Origin of the sequence: Clostridium sp., from assembly GCF_036639235.1 — a bacterium.
Taxonomy (GTDB): Bacteria; Bacillota; Clostridia; order Clostridiales; family Caloramatoraceae; genus Clostridium_AB.
On the sequence record NZ_JAVWJB010000024.1, the window covers coordinates 9,256 to 26,376 of the forward strand.

Here is a 17,121-nt window from a genome sequence, read left to right on the forward strand (position 1 = left end):
AAATTCATTATAATTCCTCCTATAATATAAAGGCTCTATTGTTATAGGTAGATGCTTATTTACGCTAAAATACTTATACACCTTTTTAAAATATGTAATAAGTTAATAAGCACGTACCTAGTAACAATAGAGACCATTACTTTTTAATATTTATGGGTTTAGCCGATTCCTCCATAGTTAACACCTAGTATTGTTATAAGTACAATTACTATAACAAATAGGTATTTACCAAATGGAATAAACCAGTTTCCTATTGGTTTAACTCTACCCTTGTTTATTTCATTCATAATTTGATCTTTATCTGTTAGGTAGAAGAATACTACTGCTACTATAAGTGCACAAAGTGGTGATATAACTATAGTTACAAAGTCAGTAAATGCACCGAATCTTTCCATGCTAGTTGCTAGTGGAAGTGCACATACAAAGCATATTGTAGTTATTAGTATTGATGCCTTTTTTCTTCCCATTTTAAATCTAGTCATAAGTCCTTCAACTGGTCCCTCAAGCATATTAATTGATGAAGAAATAGTTGCAAATATAATGCTTAGGAAGAATAGTATACTTAGGAATCCTCCAAAAGGCATTGCCTGGAATACCTTAGGTATAGTTATAAATAATAGTGATGGTCCAGCTGCAACATCAAGTCCAAATGCAAATACTGCAGGAATAATCATAAATGATGCTAGTAGTGCAGCTACAGTATCTCCAATTGCAGTTGTTATTGCACATGAAGGTATGTTGAATTTATCGTTAATGTAACTTCCGTAAACAACCATTCCACATCCATTAAGTGAAAGTGTAAAGAAGGCTTGACCTAGTGCCATAACCCAGGTTTCAGCTTTAAGTAGGAAGCTAAAGTCTGGAGTTACAAGGTATTTTACTCCTTCCATTGAACCTGGAAGTGTTAGTGATCTTACTGTTAAACAAACAAATAATATAAGTATAAGTGGCATTATAATCTTGTTAAGTTTTTCAATTCCCTTAGTTACACCAAAGCATACAACTGCAGCAGTTATAAACATTGCAAGGAAGAACCAAGGAATAGATGATGTTGTTCCTGAGAAATTATCAAAGAAATTAGTAGGGTTCATTGTCATCATTTCACCTGTAACTGAAAGTGCAAAGTACTTAAGTACCCAGCCAATTACAACTGTGTAGAACATAAGAACTCCCATAAGTCCTATAGATGGGATAGCCCCTACAAATGTACCGCCTTTAAGTTTACGACTCTTAAATGTTTTTTCGATTCCAACAAGTGAACCAGCTCTGTGGCGTCTACCAAATGCAAACTCACTTACAAGTCCAGTTGAACCAAGTACAAATACAAAGAAAAAGTATGGTATTAAAAATGCAGCTCCACCGTATGCTCCAAGCTTGTATGAAAACATCCATATGTTCCCAAGTCCCAGTGCAGCTCCTACACATGATATTATAAATCCAAATCTAGATGAAAACTCTTCACGAGTGTTAGTGTTATCCATAGTAAATCTCCTTAAAATCTTTTTTATAATATAAAAGGGCCACATAATCATATGTGGCCCTAAAGACTTACCTAGGATGCTAAAAAGCCACATATTATCTATGTGGCCTTAAAAATATACACGTTAAAGCCATCATAGATACAAACATTATGGTTTGTATCTATGATGACGTAAATTCAAATCACAAATACAAACCTATCTATAATAGCAATAATAGCAGTTATTAAGTTGAGTTATTATAGTAGCTCTGTTAAACATAATAAATCCATCTCCTAATTGTTAATTTAATCACAGTATACTATCTAAAACTTAATAAAGCAATTATAAAAATTTAAAAGCTATAAAAAATATAATAAAATATTGAGGAAATTGTAAAAGAATTTCAAGGAATATTAATAGAAATATAGAATAAGTTTCTATATAGAATGTATTATTTTACCTAAGTTGCTTGTTTTGTTTGGTATTATCATGATTAATGGGTACAGAAAATAAATTAGCTAGGAGTGTTTTTATGAAAAATAGAAAAAGGCATTTTAGTCTTAGGTGGGAGATTATAGGAATACTTATTATAACCAGTATTATTCCTATAATCCTACTTGGGGTTAACCTTATTAAGTCTGAATACACCGCAGCTGACAAGGAATTTAAAAATCTAGCAACAGCCAGTATTAAGGAATCCCAAAGGGAGATTGAATATCTTGTATCTAAGAATAAGGAATACATAGGTATGCTATCACATGACCCATTTATTAAGGGGGCATTTTTAAGTCCTGAATCAAAGGCTAAGGCTATTGAGGTTTTTAAAGGAGTTAATTTAAACAACAAAGGATCGGCAACTGTTTATATGGGAGGAGAAAATGGAGAAACACTACTTTCACCTTCAAGACAATTGCCAAGTGGATACGACCCAAGAAAAAGAGGTTGGTATACCTCAGTTAGAAATAGCGATAATATAGCTATTTCAGCTCCTTATTTTGATGACTTTACTAATACTGACATAATTACATTATCAAAGAAGGTAGTTGATAATAGTGGAAATGTTATAGGAGTTGTTGCTGTAGATATTCAGCTTACAAGCCTATCGGAAATGGTTTCAAAGTCTAAAATAGGAGAAAATGGATTCTTATTTGTAGCACATAACAATGAGCATATAATAGCAAGTAGCAAAAAAGATTTATTAGGTAAAAGTCTTAGCAAAGAGGAGTTTGGGGAGAAACTTAAATCTCTTCAAAATGAGGAAATTATAGAGATCTACAATGAGGATTATATTTTAGAGAAAATAGAAAATAAGGATATAGGGTATACATTCTATGGGTTTATGGATAGAAAAGAAGTAGTTGAACTTGGAACAGGGAATATTATTGCTCCAATTATTATATCTATCTTAGTTTTAGTTATTGCAGGTATTATAGCACTTATTTATTCAAGTAAATTAGCAAGTATTTCTAAAAAAATTATTAATGTTCTTATGGAGTGTAAAGAGGGTAATTTTACAGGAAAAATAGATGTAAATTCTATGAGTACTAAGGAGTTCTATGAAATTGGTGATTGTGCAAATCTTATGATTTCAGACATGGTTAAGGTTCTAAGAACAGCAGGAGAAGTGTCCAGGGACCTTGCTAGGGAAGCGGATGACGTTAGCCATGTAGCAGATGAATCTAAGGAAATAAGCACTAATATCTCAGAGGCAATAAATCAGTTAACTCAAGGAACTGTTGAACAGTCAGAATCCCTTGATAACAGTGTTTCACTTTCAGTTGAACTTGGAGATAGAATAATCGAAATAATAGATTGTTCAGGATGTGTTGCTAAGAACTCTGAGGAGGTTAAAAAGGCTGTAATACAAGGTACAGGAGTTATTAATGAACTTAACCTTATTAAAGAAGAGAATCAAAAATCTATTAATAGTGTAGTTGGTAAGGCTAAGATACTTGAGGATAACTCAAAGCAAATTAGCGACATTATTTTCGTTATTAAATCTATAACTGACCAGACTAATCTACTTGCACTTAATGCTAGTATAGAAGCAGCTAGAGCAGGAGAGGCTGGACGTGGATTTGCTGTTGTTGCAGATGAAATAAGAAAACTAGCAGAGCAATCATCAGTTTCTGCACAGGAAATAGAGAGTATAATTAAGGAAAATATAAAAGATATTAATGTTGTTGTAGATGAAATAAATCATTCTAAGGAAATTGTAGAGAAAATTAACCAAAATGTTAATGAAACAGAAGGAGCATTTGCTAATATTGGAGATGAAATAAACACACTTGAAGGGTTTATTAATAAGGTAAATAACCACCTTGATGAAATAAGCACACTAAAGGATGGATTTATAGACAAGCTTCAAAACATATCAGCTGTATCAGAGCAGTCAGCAGCTGCAACTGAAGAAGTATGTGCTTCAACTGAAACCCAATCAGATAAGGTTAATCAGCTAAATAATTCAGCACATAACCTTCAAAAACTAGCAGGTGAAATCTACACAATAATTAAAAGATTTAAGGTATAAAAATAAGGCACTCCATGTGGGGTGCCTTTGGTTTTGGGTTAGTTAAGGTGGGGGGCGAGTAATTTCTAGTATGCTAGTGGGATTTCTTCAAGATGCTCTAAGGCACAAAACCTTAAATTCACTAAGGGCTGGCTAAAACTCAGCTAAAGCTTCAAACACGCCGCCATCCCTAAGTGTCTTTAAGGTTTTGAACCTAAGAGCATCTAAGTCGAAACCCAATGATACCAGAAATTACTCGCCCCTCCACCATGTACAGCTCCCATAGACTAGGTTAATGGAGTTAGTTATTTTTTATAGAGAGTGGATAGAGTGGAGGTTTTATTTTATATGTTAATGATTAGCTCTAATGATTAGGGTTAAAGATTTGTAAGTAGGTTGGTTATATTAATTGCTATAATAATTTATGATTTTAGGGTGTGGTTGTAATACCAAAGCTCTCCGTATTCTTCGTCTGTAACATAGGGTCTTGCGAACATAATAATATTGTCTATGCTTTCTTCTCGAATATACTTAAATGTGTGCTTTATAATATATAACTCTCGAATGTTTCTATCTTGAAGTATATGATTTTTCATTATAATTTGAAGCTCAGAGTCTAAGTAACAATCAACTATATCAGGGGTATACCCCTCCTTAACATAGTTAACAGCACCCTGAAGGTAGCTAGAAGTAATATCACTATAAAGAGCATCAACCTTAGTATGAAGTATACCTTTATGACTTAAATCAAAGGAAAGCTTAATTAACGAAACAAACAAATCCTTAAAACTATTATCCATATTAATCACCTCAACAAAAATTCTATAAGAAGCATAGCCCCTTAATTATAGTGTAGTTAAAAATACTACTATTTAGAAGAAAAATCCGAAACTTTCTCGTGAAAACAATAATAAGTTTTATCTAATTTAAAAGAATTTCACTAATATAAAGAGCTAAGAACACTTAAATTACAAGTCCATCCCCGCCCCAAAAGCCTCCATCCTACGGAAAGAAGTTCAATAGAATTACATAGTTAATCAAAAAGAACTATCATAGAAATTAAATTTGAAACCTTACATTTGGATGAAAAAAGTTGATGATGAGATGTTGCCTCCTATGATGTACCCTTGGGTTTCGACTTAGAAAATCTTAGGTTCAAAAATACCAAGACCCTTAGGAAAGACTAGTGTTTGAGCCTCCGGCGAGTTTTAGTCTGCCCTTAGGGTGTTGGTATTTTTGGACCTTAGAGATTCTAGGAGAAATCCCAGACGCGGTCAGAATAGGAGGCAACATCTCATCATGATAAACTTAATGCAAGAAAAAAAGAGAATACCAAATTTAATTTATTTGATATTCTCTAAATGATTAACTTATTTTCTTTGAATCTTCTAGAAGTATTGCATCCATCTTATCAAAGTCTGCATCTACCCCTTCTGGTTTTGCTGTAAACTTACTTACAACATAAGTTGCAATTAATGAAGCTAAGAATCCAGGTACCATTTCATACATAGATAACATGGATATTAAGAAATCTGGTGCAGGAACTCCCATAGTTGAAATAAATCCTCTAGCAGATATCCATCCTATAACAGTAAGTCCTCCAGCTAGCATTCCTGATAGTGCACCCCACTTAGTCATTCTTCTCCAGTATAAACTCATAAGTATTACAGGTCCAAATGAACAGCCAAATCCTGCCCATGCTTGACCTACTATATTAAGTATTGACTTATTATCTAGGTATGCAAATATAGTAGCAACTAAAGCAACTCCTACAACAGCACATCTACTAATTACAATCTTCTTCTTATCTGAAATATCCTTTTTAAAGAATGTTAAGTAGAAGTCCTGAGTTACTGAACTTGCACATACTAGAAGCTGTGATGAGATTGTACTCATAATAGCTGCAAGTACTGCTGCAAGTATAATTCCTGTAATAAATGGATGGAATAGAATATCTCCAAGTACTAGGAATACTGTTTCTGGATCTTCAAGTTTAATACCTTTTTGATTTAGGTATACAAGTCCTGTCATACCACTTGCAACAGCTCCAAGTAATCCAAATGCCATCCAGCCAATACCTATTCTTCTTGCTGACTTAAGTTCAGAAGTAGACTTTATAGCCATAAATCTTACTATAATATGAGGTTGTCCAAAGTATCCAAGACCCCATGCAAGTAAGCTTATAATACCAATAACGCTTGTACCCTTAAATATATCAAATAGTGAAGGATTAATAGCAGTAATTTGTTCTACAAATGTACCAGGTGCCATGTCTATGTTCATGTAAGCAACAACAGGTACTGCAATAATAGTAACGAACATTAAGCATCCTTGGAAGAAATCTGTTAATGAAACAGCAATAAATCCACCGAAGAATGTATATAAAACAACTACTGATAAAGTAATTACAACTCCAAGTGTGTAGCTTAATCCGAATGATGAAATAAATAGTTTTCCTCCAGCTACAACTCCTGATGATACATATAAAACAAAGAATACAAGAATCAGTGTTCCTGAAATAAGTCTTAGCATTCTTGATGTATCCTTAAATCTATTCTCTAGGAAATCAGGAATAGTCATAGAATCATTTGCAACCTCAGTATATACTCTAAATTTAGGTGCTAGTAATAAATAGTTTAGATATGCACCAACTGTTAATCCAACAGCAATCCACATCTGGGATAGTCCAGCAGCGAAAACTGCACCTGGTAGTCCCATAAGCATCCATCCACTCATGTCACTAGCTCCAGCAGATAATGCTGTAACTGCAGGGCCAAGGTCTCTGCCCCCTAGCATGTAGTCATTAATATTTGTTGTTTTCTTATATGAGTAGTATCCAATTGATAATAGAACTAACATATAGAATACAATTGCAATAAACAGATAAAAGTCCATAAAATGTCCTCCTTGTATTAATTTTTATAAATTAATTAATTATTCCACTCAATAATATATTGGTATACAATTAAACAATATGAATATATTATCATATTAAAACCCTATAAACAATTGTATTTTCAATATTTAAGGGGATTTGAACTAAAGAAAAGGTTTTCACTAAATTATGAAAATAAAACTACAAATATTTATAAATTTAGTAGTAAATATCATAATGAAAATAGAACTTCATTATGATATAATTATGCTACATCATAGCGACATATGTTTACAAAATTATTTGTAATGTAGGTTATAGGTAGATGGATAATTATCAGAAAAAAGAATATTTTTAATTAAATAAGAAGATTTTGATATTATGTTATAAAATGTGTGTTATTAGGAGTGAGAAATATAATGAAATTAGGGAAATATAGATTAGCTGAGAGGCTAGAGAGTGTATGTAATAAGTATAAGGAAACTGTTGCTATTATTTACGCTAGAGACAATGGGAATAGGGAAGAATATACTTTTGGTGAGATTAAGAAAAATGCAGAGGAGCTAGTTACTAAACTTGCTTCAATTGGAATAAAATCTGGAGACAGAATAGGTATTGTTGGAGCTAATTCACCGTGGTGGATAACAGCTTTATTTGGATCACTTAAGAGTGAAACAACATCTGTACTTATAGATTCCTCATTACCAAGTGACGAAATTGATAGGCTAATTAAGAATTCAGACTTAAGCTGCCTATTTATATATGATGAGATTTTTGATGCCCTTAATAAGGAGGACTATAAGAACTTTCCAGTATATAGTCTTGATAAGGGGTATAACTTAATTAATGGTTGTAGCGTAAAGAAAGAAATAATGGATATAGATGAGGATGTATTTGCAATTATTTATTCATCTGGAACTACTAGTAGTGCTAAGGGAGTTATGGTTACATATGATTCAATGGACTTAGCATCTAAAGTTTGTATTGAAAATTATTACACTGGATATAGAAAAAAGGTGCTAAATATCATGCCACCTTTCCATATAGCAGGACTTACATTCTTTACTTCATGCTTCCTACTTGGTTGTGAAACATTTATTATTGAAAAACCAAGTCCAGTAAAGCTTTCAGCAGCATTTCAGGAGTACAAACCTACATCATTTGGAGCTGTTCCAAAGGTATATGATGTATTCCTTGAAAAAATAGAACTTGGATTAAAGTCAAAGGGTAATTTCTTTAGAAATACTATGATGAAAATGAATAAAGCATCAATATTTACAAGAAAAAACCTTAAAATAAATATAGGTAAGGGAATATTCTCTCCTATTAATAAGCAGGCATTTGGAGGAAACCTAAGAGAGTTTTTCTGTGGAGCTGCAATGATAAGCCGTGAAACAGCAGACTTTTACTTTGGATTCGGTGTTGAGTTCTATGCGATGTACGGGCTAACAGAAACAAATATTCCTGTTACAACAACTGTACCATCAGAATACTCACCAGGAACTAATGGTTCTATAGTAGGGAAAGGGGTTAAGGTTAAAATAGGAGAGCCTGATCATAACGGTATAGGTGAGATTTTAATAAAAACTCCTTGTATGATGAAGGGGTATTTTAGAGATGAAAAAACAACAAGTGAAGCATTTAATGAAGAGGGATACTTTAAAACAGGTGACCTTGGAATATTAGATTTAAATGGAAAGCTTGTTATTACAGGTAGAAGTAAGGAAATTATAGTACTTCAAACAGGTAAAAAGGTTGCTCCTATAGATATAGAAGCACTTTACAAGGATGTTGAAGGTATTGAAGACATTGCTTGCTGCGGAATTAATGTTAAGGATAAGGGGTATGATGAGATACACTTATTCGTTATAGCAAGTGATAAAGAGGCGGTTAACAAGGCTATACTTGAAAGGTCTGCAGAGCTTACTTCTAGCTTTAGAACTACAGGAATACACTTTGTAGAGTCTATACCTGCAACTACACTTGGGAAGGTAAAAAGACATCTTCTAAAGGAAATGGCAACTACTGTTCAAGAAGAGGTTGCATGTGAATGTAGATCTGAAGAATATACTCCAGAATCAAATATAATTTCTATGGTATATAAGATTAAGAAGGACCTAGTATCAAGGGGAGTTAATGTTACTGTATCAAGTAGACTTCAAGAGGAATTAGGGTTTGACTCAATTTCTATGGCAGAGCTTAGCTTTAATGTAGAAAATGAGTATGGAGTAGATATAAGCATGAAAATAGGACCACAGTTTACTGTTGGTGATGTTATAGAAATTGCAACTTGCGGTGCTAGTTCAAGAACAAGTGAAAAAAGATTCTATGATATTGAGAAGTTCCCAGCAATTAGAAATGCTGCACATAACTTAGTTTTTAGAATGTCTGTTGAAGCACTTAAAGTGTTCTGGAAGTTCCAAGTTAAAGGAATTGAAAATATTCCTGATGATCAGGGGTATATCCTATGTCCTAACCATGAAACCAACTTAGATGGACTTTGGGTTGCAGGTTCACTTCCGAAAAAGCACAGAAAGAGTTATTTCTGCCTTGCTAAGGAAGAAATAGCAAAGAATAAGGTAGGACAGTTTTTCTTAAGAGTATTTGGAGGAATACCTGTTAACAGAACAGGAAATTCAACACCTGCACTTAAGAGATGTTTAGAAGTTTTAAATAAGAGAAACATATTACTGATTCACCCTGAGGGAACAAGAACAGATGACGGAAACCTTAAAGAGTTTAAGGAAGGAGCTGCTAAGCTTGCACTTGATTCCGAAACACCTATTATTCCTGTTAAAATTAAGGGTGGATATAATGTATATCCAAAGGGAAGATTTATGCCAAAACTGTTTAATTTTAAGTCATTCTCAAGACATAAAATAGAAATAGTATTTGGTAAGCCAATTTGTCCTAAGGGTAAAACAATAGCTGAAATTAATGCAGCCATAAAAAAAGAGATTATCAGCATATAGGGTGATTTTCTACAGGTGGAGTGAGTTAACCACCAAGCTACCTTAATTAAAGTAAGGGTCAGTAGAATTTACTATATGATCATTGGCTAGTGAGATAGTAACAAGAGGTTCTAAAATAAAAAATCCAGAGATACCTAAGACAACCGTAAAACTCAGGCGAAGCCTTCAAACACTACGGTTTTTTCTAAGGTCTCTCTGGATTTTTCACTTAAGAACCTCTAAGTTCCTACTCAATGCAATGATCATATAGTAAATATCTACATGAAGGATTGGTGCTTTAATGATAGTGTGTAGGTGGTTAACTCACACCACCATTAGGTTAGTCAATATGCTTCAAGAAAGATGGAGGGGGCTTTAAAAAGCCTAAGATGATAGGTTCTAAGTCAAAACCTAAGGGTACAGTCTAGGACACTACATCTCACCATGAAGATTCATCAATATAATTGGAAGAGACTAAGGCTAGTGTCTTTATAAAAGCCACAAGAGCTAGTGAGTATATCACTAGCTTTTTTATATGATATAATTAGGGTATTATTTGGTTTATGGAGGAAGCATGGGTAAGGATTTAGGTATTACTAGGCTTTATTTTATGAAGGTTAATTCTATAGAAGAAAGATTTAACCATTGGTATAACAGTGTTTCTGATTATAGAAGAGATAAGGTTATGAAGCTTAGGGTTTATGAGGATAGGGTACGTTCTTTAGCATCTGAGGTTGTTTTGAGAATGGGACTTCGGGATGTAGGATATAAGTTTGATGACTTAACTATAGAGTACTCAGATAGAGGTAAGCCTGATTTTACTAAGGAATCACTTCATTATAATTTATCCCATTCAGGGGATTATGTTCTGTGTGGTCTTAGTAAATACCCTATAGGTGTTGATATAGAGAAGGTTCGTAGTATTAACCTTAAAATTATAGATAGGTTTTATTCAATAGATGAAGGTGAATATCTTAAGGGATTTTTAGGGGAAGATAAGCTTAGAGAGTTTTTTAGGATTTGGTCCTGTAAAGAGAGCTACATAAAGTATACTGGAGAGGGTTTAGCTGCTCCATTAAAGAGTTTTAGTGTAGATCTTATGAATAATACTGTTACAAGGGAAGAAGTATTACTAAATTGTAGATTACATATCTTTGAATTAGATGGTCATATGGCATCTAGCTGCTACATTGGTGAAGGTGTAGAGCTTAAAGAGATTGTTCTAGAATAGGAGGATATATGGAATTAGAAGTAATTAAGTTTATACAGGGATTTAGTAGCCCTTTTTTAGATTTTATATTTCAGATTATAACTGTATGTGGTGAAGGAGTAGTTATTATAGGAGTTTTAAGTACTATTTACTGGGCAATTAATAAGGAGTTTGGTGAGTATATTGGGTTTTCCTATTTTACAAGTATGCTTATAAATAATTTTGTTAAGGATATATTTAAGGCATCAAGACCTATAGGTCAGGTTGGGGTGGTTAGCCTTAGAACTGAAACTGCTACAGGATATTCTTTTCCAAGTGGGCATAGTCAAGGAGCATCTACTTTTTATACGGCACTATCAATAGGCATTAAGAAAAGATGGGTGTATATAGTATTTGGAGTTTTAATATTTTTTATTGGGCTATCAAGACTATATCTTGGGGTTCACTACCCAAGAGATGTTATAGCGGGAATATTCCTTGGAATTTTATCTTCTATAGCTTGTTATAAGCTATTTAATATTGTTTCAAATAGACTTGTTTTATATGTAATAGTGTTTATACTTTTCCTACCTGTTTTATTTATCAATAATTCACCTGATTTTATTAAGGCTTTTGGTGGGTTCTTTGGATTTGTTATAGGAATATGGTTTGAGGGAAGATATGTAGGATTTACTACTAGAGGAACTAAGCTTAAAAAGGTTTTAAGGGTATCTCTTGGAATAGTTTTAATTGGAATAGTTCATGGTGGACTTAAGTTATGTTTACCTGAGAGTAATGTGTTTTACTTTATTAGATATGCTATAACATGTTTTATTGGACTTGGATTATATCCAATGATTTTTACTAAGTTAAAGTTATAAAATAACTTAGATTTTTATATTAAAGGTAGAATATGTAGTAGGAGCTTTCTCATAAGGGATTGCTCCTTTTTAGGTTAGGAGGGTTAAGAAGCCTTGCCTCCCTTTAGCAATTTGTGGGGTTATTCCATTTTTATTTGACATAGTAGACAAATGTCGTATATAATTACTTTAATAAGTAGACAAATGTCGCACAGGAGGAGTTTTATGAAGAAGTTACCTAAGTCTGAGCATCAGGTTATTAAGTACATATGGAGTAGAGGAGAAGGTGAAGTGTCCTCTAAGGATATTACTGATTATATGGGGGAGAGTTACGACTGGTCTAAGGGAACAACATCAAAGGTTCTATCAAGACTTGTTGAGAAGGGGTTTTTAGAGTCATTTAAGGAAGGTAGAAGCACTATTTATAAGGTTTTAGTAGGTAGTGAAGAATATATTAAGTTTGAAACTGAGGAGTTTTTCTCATTTGTACATAATGGTTCCTTAAAAAGTATTGTTTCAACCCTAGGTGAAAGTAATGCTATATCAGAGGATGATATTAAGGAACTTGAACAGTGGATAAAGAGTAGGTAGTTATAATGGGGATATTTATAGATTTAATAACAATGTCTTTATGTATGGGAGTTATTATTCTAGGGTTTTTCTTTTTTAGAGGAGCTTTAGAGAACAAAATATCATATAAAACAGGTTATACAATTTGCAGATTAATAGTAGCTAGAATGTTAATTGTAGGGGGAGTAGGAGTAAGTATTCCAGTAGCGTTACTAGGTGTAAATTCTTCAATAGAGGGTTCTAAGGGGGTAGGCCTTGGATCTGTACTATTTATTATATGGGTAACTGGCTCGTTGATAATACTTAGCTATTATACCTACCTTTATATAAAGTTTATGGTTGGAGTTAATAGATATAAGCACATAGTAGAGAATCAGTACATTAATTACTTAAATGATGAGATGAGAAAATGTAGTATTAAGGGAAGTGTTAAGCTCTACATGTTAGAAGGGATTTCAACACCTTTAATATTTGGGATATTAAATCCTCTTATTATTATTCCAAGAAGAGATTATTCAGAGGATGAGATTAGATTAATATTTAAACATGAACTAGTTCATTATAGAAGATGGGACAACCTATTCAAGTTGATGCTTAATCTAGTTAAGGTTATTCATTGGTTTAACCCAACGGTTTATGTTTTAAGTAATATGTTTAATCTATATTGTGAAATATCATGTGATGAAGAGGTAGTTGAAACATTATCCATAGGGAGAAAGAAAGAATATGCAATGGCACTTTTAAATAGTGTAAAAAGTTCTAGGACAAACAATGGGATATTCACACTAGGATTTAATAAAGGGGCTATAGAAGTTAAGAAGAGGATATCTAGAATATTTCTAAGTAATAACTATAGTAGAGAATTTTCTAGGGTATTAATAGGAGCTATATGTATAGCATCATTAGTAACACTTGATTTTTCATATGAGGTATATGAAAAGGTAAGTGTAGATAATGTTAAGATTCAAGGATCCCCAATTATTAAGGAAAGTGAAAGTATGGTAATAACAAGGTCATTTATAGGTATTTCTAGTGGAGAAATATTAGAGTATAGTGATGACTTGTTTAGATAGATTTCTTAGTGATTAATTATGGCCTTGAAAGGATAATCGTAAATGGCATTTAAGTTAAATAAAAAAATTATATTTGAAGGGCTGTTTTATCTGCTTTTCATTGTTTACATACTTGTATTACTTAAGGTAGTTATGTTTAAGTATATATCAGTTTCTCAGGTTATATCAGGGAATATATTTGGAATGTTTAGGTCTGCAAATTTTATTCCATTTTATTCTATAGTATCTTGTTTTAATGGTGAAAGTGGAGATATGTTTAGGGCATTACTTAATTTACTAGGGAACATTGCCCTATTTGCACCACTTGGTTATTGCACAGCATTAATATTTAAAGCATTTAATAGGCTTTGGAAAATAGGGATTTTATCATTTGTAATAAGTAGTATATTTGAAGTTTTACAGTATACCCTATACATTGGAAGCTTAGATGTGGATGATGTTATTTTAAATACACTAGGTGGAATCCTTGGCTATGGAGTATATCTATTAGTTTGTAGATTAATTAGTAGTAGAGAAGTTCTTGTTAAGGTTTCTATAGTATTAAGCTTAATAGTATTTGCAGTAGGATATGGGGTTGCAAAGTATGAGTTTGGAGATGTTCTTGGTATATCAGATCATGAAACATTAACCATAGGTGAAGAGGATATTCCTAAGAGGAAGCCTGATTTTATAGGTACATATATAGATGGAAAAGATGGAGCAATAAGTCTTTATACAGGCAGAACCTATAAGGGTTCAAGTGAAGAAAAGCTTATGGATAAGGCTAAAGTAAAGGTTACAAAGGACAGTAAAATACTATTTATGGAGATAAGTGAAGATAAGAAGACAACAACTGTTAAGTATAAGCCTATTACTATTAATGAATTAGAAGGTATAGAGAGTTACTCTAATATTAATCTTTGGAAAAATGGAGAAGTAGCAGAGGTTGTTGTTCTTTCAAAGGGAGCAGAAAAACCATTAGATAATAGTAATACAGTTGTAGATAATTTTAATACTATTTCAGGTTTTTTAAATAGTGTAGAAGGTAATAGTGTTAATATTAATCTTATAAGCACTATGGATAATGGAAATGGTACAAGCATTGCTACAAGTGGAAATGGAGAATACGCTAATAACAAATCCATTAAAATAAAAGATGGAGCAAAAATAATACTTAAAACCATTACTAGATCAGGGAAGGTATTAAGTGAAAAAGAGATATCTCTTAATGAACTTAAGAAAGAAGATAGCCTTGAGATAAAGGGTAGTCATGGAGAAGAAGGATTTACTGGAGTTTCAGTTGTAGCATATAGAACAGAAAAATAATATGTGTAGAATATTATAAATAAGGTAAGGGAGTATGTCTAAATTAAATTTAGACATACTCCCTTTATATAATGTATTTGATTTCAGAGGAAGGGAATAGCGACTCAAGTGAGGATTTAAAAAACTCCTTAAGTTCACCCATTTCTTCCTTGGTATAAACATACTTGCCATATCCGAACTGACCATATTTATATTTTCTATCCTCATCTGCCATAGGTAGTGTGTTATCAGGAAATATTTCCATAATTCTTTCCTTAGCAATAGGAGTATATCTATGTGATATTACCTCAAAGGTAAGGGGATGTAATAAGTCACTTGGCATAACCGATTTAAGACGGTTAAGAAGTTCAGTATATTCCTCCTTCCAGCCAGGATATATGAAAACAGGAGCAATTAAAAATCCTACAGGATAACCAGCTGAGGCTACCTTTCTACTTGCTTCTATTCTTTTATCCCATGAGGCAGTAAGTCCCTCATAGCTATTTATTACAGTCTGGGTATTAATGCTAAACCTGATTTCTGTGTGTCCGTTGTGGGGAAGATCTAGTAGTGTATCAACATCTGTATACTTAGTAACAAATCGGAACCTAGAATCTTCTCTTTCACCAAAGTAGGTAATAGCCCTAGAAAGTGAGCCTGTGTATGGTTCAACAGGTATAGGGTCACTTGTAGCAGCACCTTCGTATATTGTGATTTCAGGAAGACGCTCCCTAGTATACTGTGAGGCCTTATCTAAAATATCATCAACATTAACGTGGACTTTCAGGAAGGGTTTATCCCCAAGCTGTGTATTAAGGTAACAATACTGACACTGGCCCATACATCCAGAAACAAGTGGAAGCATATAGTGTGCAGAGGGTTTACAGCTTTGGAACTTAAGTCCCTTCTTCACCCCAAGTACTAGGGTACGCTTACCCTCACGGTACATATCATGTAAGTTGTCTCCTGGGATAGAGCCCTTAACCCTATTAGAGTTAAGGTTAATTATCTCAATATCATCCCTAGAAGAAAATCTATCTAAAACAGACCTACCTATAGGATAGTCAGCAGCACCCTTTTCAAATATAATTCGCTTAGGTATAAACATAAAATCCCCTCCTAATTATCAAATCTATTAACCCTAAATAGGTCCATATACTCTGGGGTTTCACCCTTATATAAACTAGTTAGCATCATAGATCCAAGAATAGCAAATAGTATTCCATTAGCCCCATAACCTAGGCAGTACCATAGATTTTTGTGTTTTGGGTCAGGTCCTATAAACCCAAGATTATCCTGTGTTGAGGCAAATGCTCCACAGTACCTATATTCAATATCAATATTATAATCTGGGAATAAATCCTTAAGTCGCTGCTCTAAAATTCCGTACTTCTTAGTGCATAGGTCTTCGTTATTAATGTCTGGGAAGAAGTTAATGTCCTCACCACCGATAATAAGTCTATTATCAACTGTTGATCTAATATAGTTATATGGGTCCTTGTTATCTCGAATATTAAGACCCTTATATAATTCATCAAGTTCATTAATTGGGTAGGTAGAAATATTAAATGTTGTGGTCTTAATGCCGAATACCCTATCTGTAAATAGTGATGTATTAAAACCAGTAGCAACTATTATCTTCTTACCACTTACCATATAGTCATAAACAGTATGTGCAATAACCCCATCCTCAGTATATTCAACCTTAACAACCTCGCTATTTTCAAAGACCTTACCTCCAAGGGAGGTTGAGGCGTTAAGTAGTGCGTGGGTGTATTTATATGGGTCAATTTGGATTCCACCATCCTTAGCTATAACACCTGCCTCAACATGGAATGAGAAGGGGTTGTTATCAGGGGTTATTAGTTCAACAGGAAGGGAGTGACTTCTTCTAAATTCGTATTCATTAATAATCTCCTTAGCATCCGACTTATTAGAAGTGTATAAAAGGTTAGATGATGGTGTATAGTCAAAGCTATTGCCATAACTACGAACAAATTCATGTATCTCATCAAGTGCCTTAATTCCTAGGTTATATGACTTAATAACATTGTCAATTGAGGTATACTGAGATAATTCACCTGCATTAGAGTCTAGTTCATATTGTAGAAGGGATGTTGTAACACCTGTACTTCCATGGGCTACACGTCCTCCCTCAAGAACAACAGATGAAATACCGTTTTTACCAAAATAATATGAAAGTAGAGCCCCAGTAACTCCTCCACCTACAATAATCACATCTGTTGTAATATTAGTAGTTAGGTATGGATACTGCTTAATACATGGATTAATTCTATTGAAAATACTATCGCCTTTAACATATTGTGTGTTCATAATCTCACCGTCCTAA

Annotated in this window: 12 protein-coding genes; 7 read left to right on the forward strand and 5 right to left on the reverse strand. The window is 33.2% G+C overall.

Going from position 1 to position 17,121, the window contains the following annotated elements:
• Positions 1 to 158: 158 nt before the first annotated feature.
• Positions 159 to 1,481 (reverse strand): sodium-dependent transporter, encoded by a 1,323-nt coding sequence (locus tag RR539_RS07095; RefSeq protein WP_332473866.1) that lies wholly within the window; start codon positions 1,479 to 1,481, stop codon positions 159 to 161.
• 511 nt (positions 1,482 to 1,992) lie between these two features.
• On the opposite strand from RR539_RS07095, the gene RR539_RS07100 reads away from it, so the two are divergent.
• Complete coding sequence (locus RR539_RS07100; protein ID WP_332473865.1) at positions 1,993 to 3,990, forward strand: methyl-accepting chemotaxis protein; 1,998 nt, start codon at positions 1,993 to 1,995, stop codon at positions 3,988 to 3,990.
• 401 nt (positions 3,991 to 4,391) lie between these two features.
• Here RR539_RS07100 and RR539_RS07105 read toward each other — a convergent pair whose 3' ends face one another.
• Positions 4,392 to 4,769 carry a hypothetical protein gene (locus RR539_RS07105; RefSeq protein ID WP_332473864.1) on the reverse strand — a complete coding sequence of 126 codons (378 nt, stop codon included), beginning with the start codon at positions 4,767 to 4,769 and terminating at the stop codon, positions 4,392 to 4,394.
• 565 nt (positions 4,770 to 5,334) lie between these two features.
• Entirely contained in the window at positions 5,335 to 6,864 is a 1,530-nt protein-coding gene (putP, locus tag RR539_RS07110) for a sodium/proline symporter PutP (RefSeq protein ID WP_332473863.1), read from the reverse strand.
• A gap of 399 nt (positions 6,865 to 7,263) precedes the next feature.
• Between putP and RR539_RS07115 the strand changes: the two genes are divergently transcribed.
• The 6 genes from RR539_RS07115 to RR539_RS07140 all read left to right on the forward strand — a co-directional run bounded on the left by RR539_RS07115 (position 7,264) and on the right by RR539_RS07140 (position 14,792).
• Positions 7,264 to 9,816 carry an AMP-binding protein gene (locus RR539_RS07115; protein ID WP_332483688.1) on the forward strand — a complete coding sequence of 851 codons (2,553 nt, stop codon included), beginning with the start codon at positions 7,264 to 7,266 and terminating at the stop codon, positions 9,814 to 9,816.
• A gap of 553 nt (positions 9,817 to 10,369) precedes the next feature.
• Positions 10,370 to 11,026: a 4'-phosphopantetheinyl transferase family protein gene (locus RR539_RS07120; RefSeq protein WP_332483689.1), complete on the forward strand. Its 657-nt coding sequence runs from the start codon at positions 10,370 to 10,372 to the stop codon at positions 11,024 to 11,026.
• Positions 11,027 to 11,034: 8 nt separating this feature from the next.
• The gene (locus RR539_RS07125; protein WP_332473860.1) at positions 11,035 to 11,865 is read left to right on the forward strand and encodes a phosphatase PAP2 family protein; all 831 of its coding nucleotides are present in this window, start codon (positions 11,035 to 11,037) and stop codon (positions 11,863 to 11,865) included.
• Positions 11,866 to 12,069: 204 nt separating this feature from the next.
• Positions 12,070 to 12,435 (forward strand): BlaI/MecI/CopY family transcriptional regulator, encoded by a 366-nt coding sequence (locus RR539_RS07130; protein ID WP_332473859.1) that lies wholly within the window; start codon positions 12,070 to 12,072, stop codon positions 12,433 to 12,435.
• 5 nt (positions 12,436 to 12,440) lie between these two features.
• Positions 12,441 to 13,487, forward strand: coding sequence for a M56 family metallopeptidase (locus tag RR539_RS07135; protein ID WP_332473858.1), 1,047 nt, complete (start codon positions 12,441 to 12,443; stop codon positions 13,485 to 13,487).
• Between the two features lie 42 nt (positions 13,488 to 13,529).
• Positions 13,530 to 14,792: a VanZ family protein gene (locus RR539_RS07140; protein WP_332500287.1), complete on the forward strand. Its 1,263-nt coding sequence runs from the start codon at positions 13,530 to 13,532 to the stop codon at positions 14,790 to 14,792.
• Positions 14,793 to 14,856: 64 nt separating this feature from the next.
• On the opposite strand, the gene splB is transcribed toward RR539_RS07140, so the two are convergent.
• Together splB and RR539_RS07150 are read right to left on the reverse strand one after the other, a co-directional pair.
• The gene (gene splB, locus RR539_RS07145) at positions 14,857 to 15,879 is read right to left on the reverse strand and encodes a spore photoproduct lyase (protein WP_332473856.1); all 1,023 of its coding nucleotides are present in this window, start codon (positions 15,877 to 15,879) and stop codon (positions 14,857 to 14,859) included.
• An 11-nt stretch (positions 15,880 to 15,890) separates the two neighbouring features.
• On the reverse strand, positions 15,891 to 17,105 hold the full coding sequence (locus tag RR539_RS07150; RefSeq protein WP_332473855.1) for an NAD(P)/FAD-dependent oxidoreductase: 1,215 nt from the start codon (positions 17,103 to 17,105) through the stop codon (positions 15,891 to 15,893).
• Positions 17,106 to 17,121: the final 16 nt, after the last annotated feature.

Bases quoted from the DNA above. Each gene is read 5' to 3' on its own strand.
- RR539_RS07095 (WP_332473866.1), bottom strand. From the start codon at position 1,481: ATGGATAACACTAACACTCGTGAAGAGTTTTCATCTAGATTTGGATTT.
- RR539_RS07100 (WP_332473865.1), top strand. From the start codon at position 1,993: ATGAAAAATAGAAAAAGGCATTTTAGTCTTAGGTGGGAGATTATAGGA.
- RR539_RS07105 (WP_332473864.1), bottom strand. From the start codon at position 4,769: ATGGATAATAGTTTTAAGGATTTGTTTGTTTCGTTAATTAAGCTTTCC.
- putP (WP_332473863.1), bottom strand. From the start codon at position 6,864: ATGGACTTTTATCTGTTTATTGCAATTGTATTCTATATGTTAGTTCTA.
- RR539_RS07115 (WP_332483688.1), top strand. From the start codon at position 7,264: ATGAAATTAGGGAAATATAGATTAGCTGAGAGGCTAGAGAGTGTATGT.
- RR539_RS07120 (WP_332483689.1), top strand. From the start codon at position 10,370: ATGGGTAAGGATTTAGGTATTACTAGGCTTTATTTTATGAAGGTTAAT.
- RR539_RS07125 (WP_332473860.1), top strand. From the start codon at position 11,035: ATGGAATTAGAAGTAATTAAGTTTATACAGGGATTTAGTAGCCCTTTT.
- RR539_RS07130 (WP_332473859.1), top strand. From the start codon at position 12,070: ATGAAGAAGTTACCTAAGTCTGAGCATCAGGTTATTAAGTACATATGG.
- RR539_RS07135 (WP_332473858.1), top strand. From the start codon at position 12,441: ATGGGGATATTTATAGATTTAATAACAATGTCTTTATGTATGGGAGTT.
- RR539_RS07140 (WP_332500287.1), top strand. From the start codon at position 13,530: ATGGCATTTAAGTTAAATAAAAAAATTATATTTGAAGGGCTGTTTTAT.
- splB (WP_332473856.1), bottom strand. From the start codon at position 15,879: ATGTTTATACCTAAGCGAATTATATTTGAAAAGGGTGCTGCTGACTAT.
- RR539_RS07150 (WP_332473855.1), bottom strand. From the start codon at position 17,105: ATGAACACACAATATGTTAAAGGCGATAGTATTTTCAATAGAATTAAT.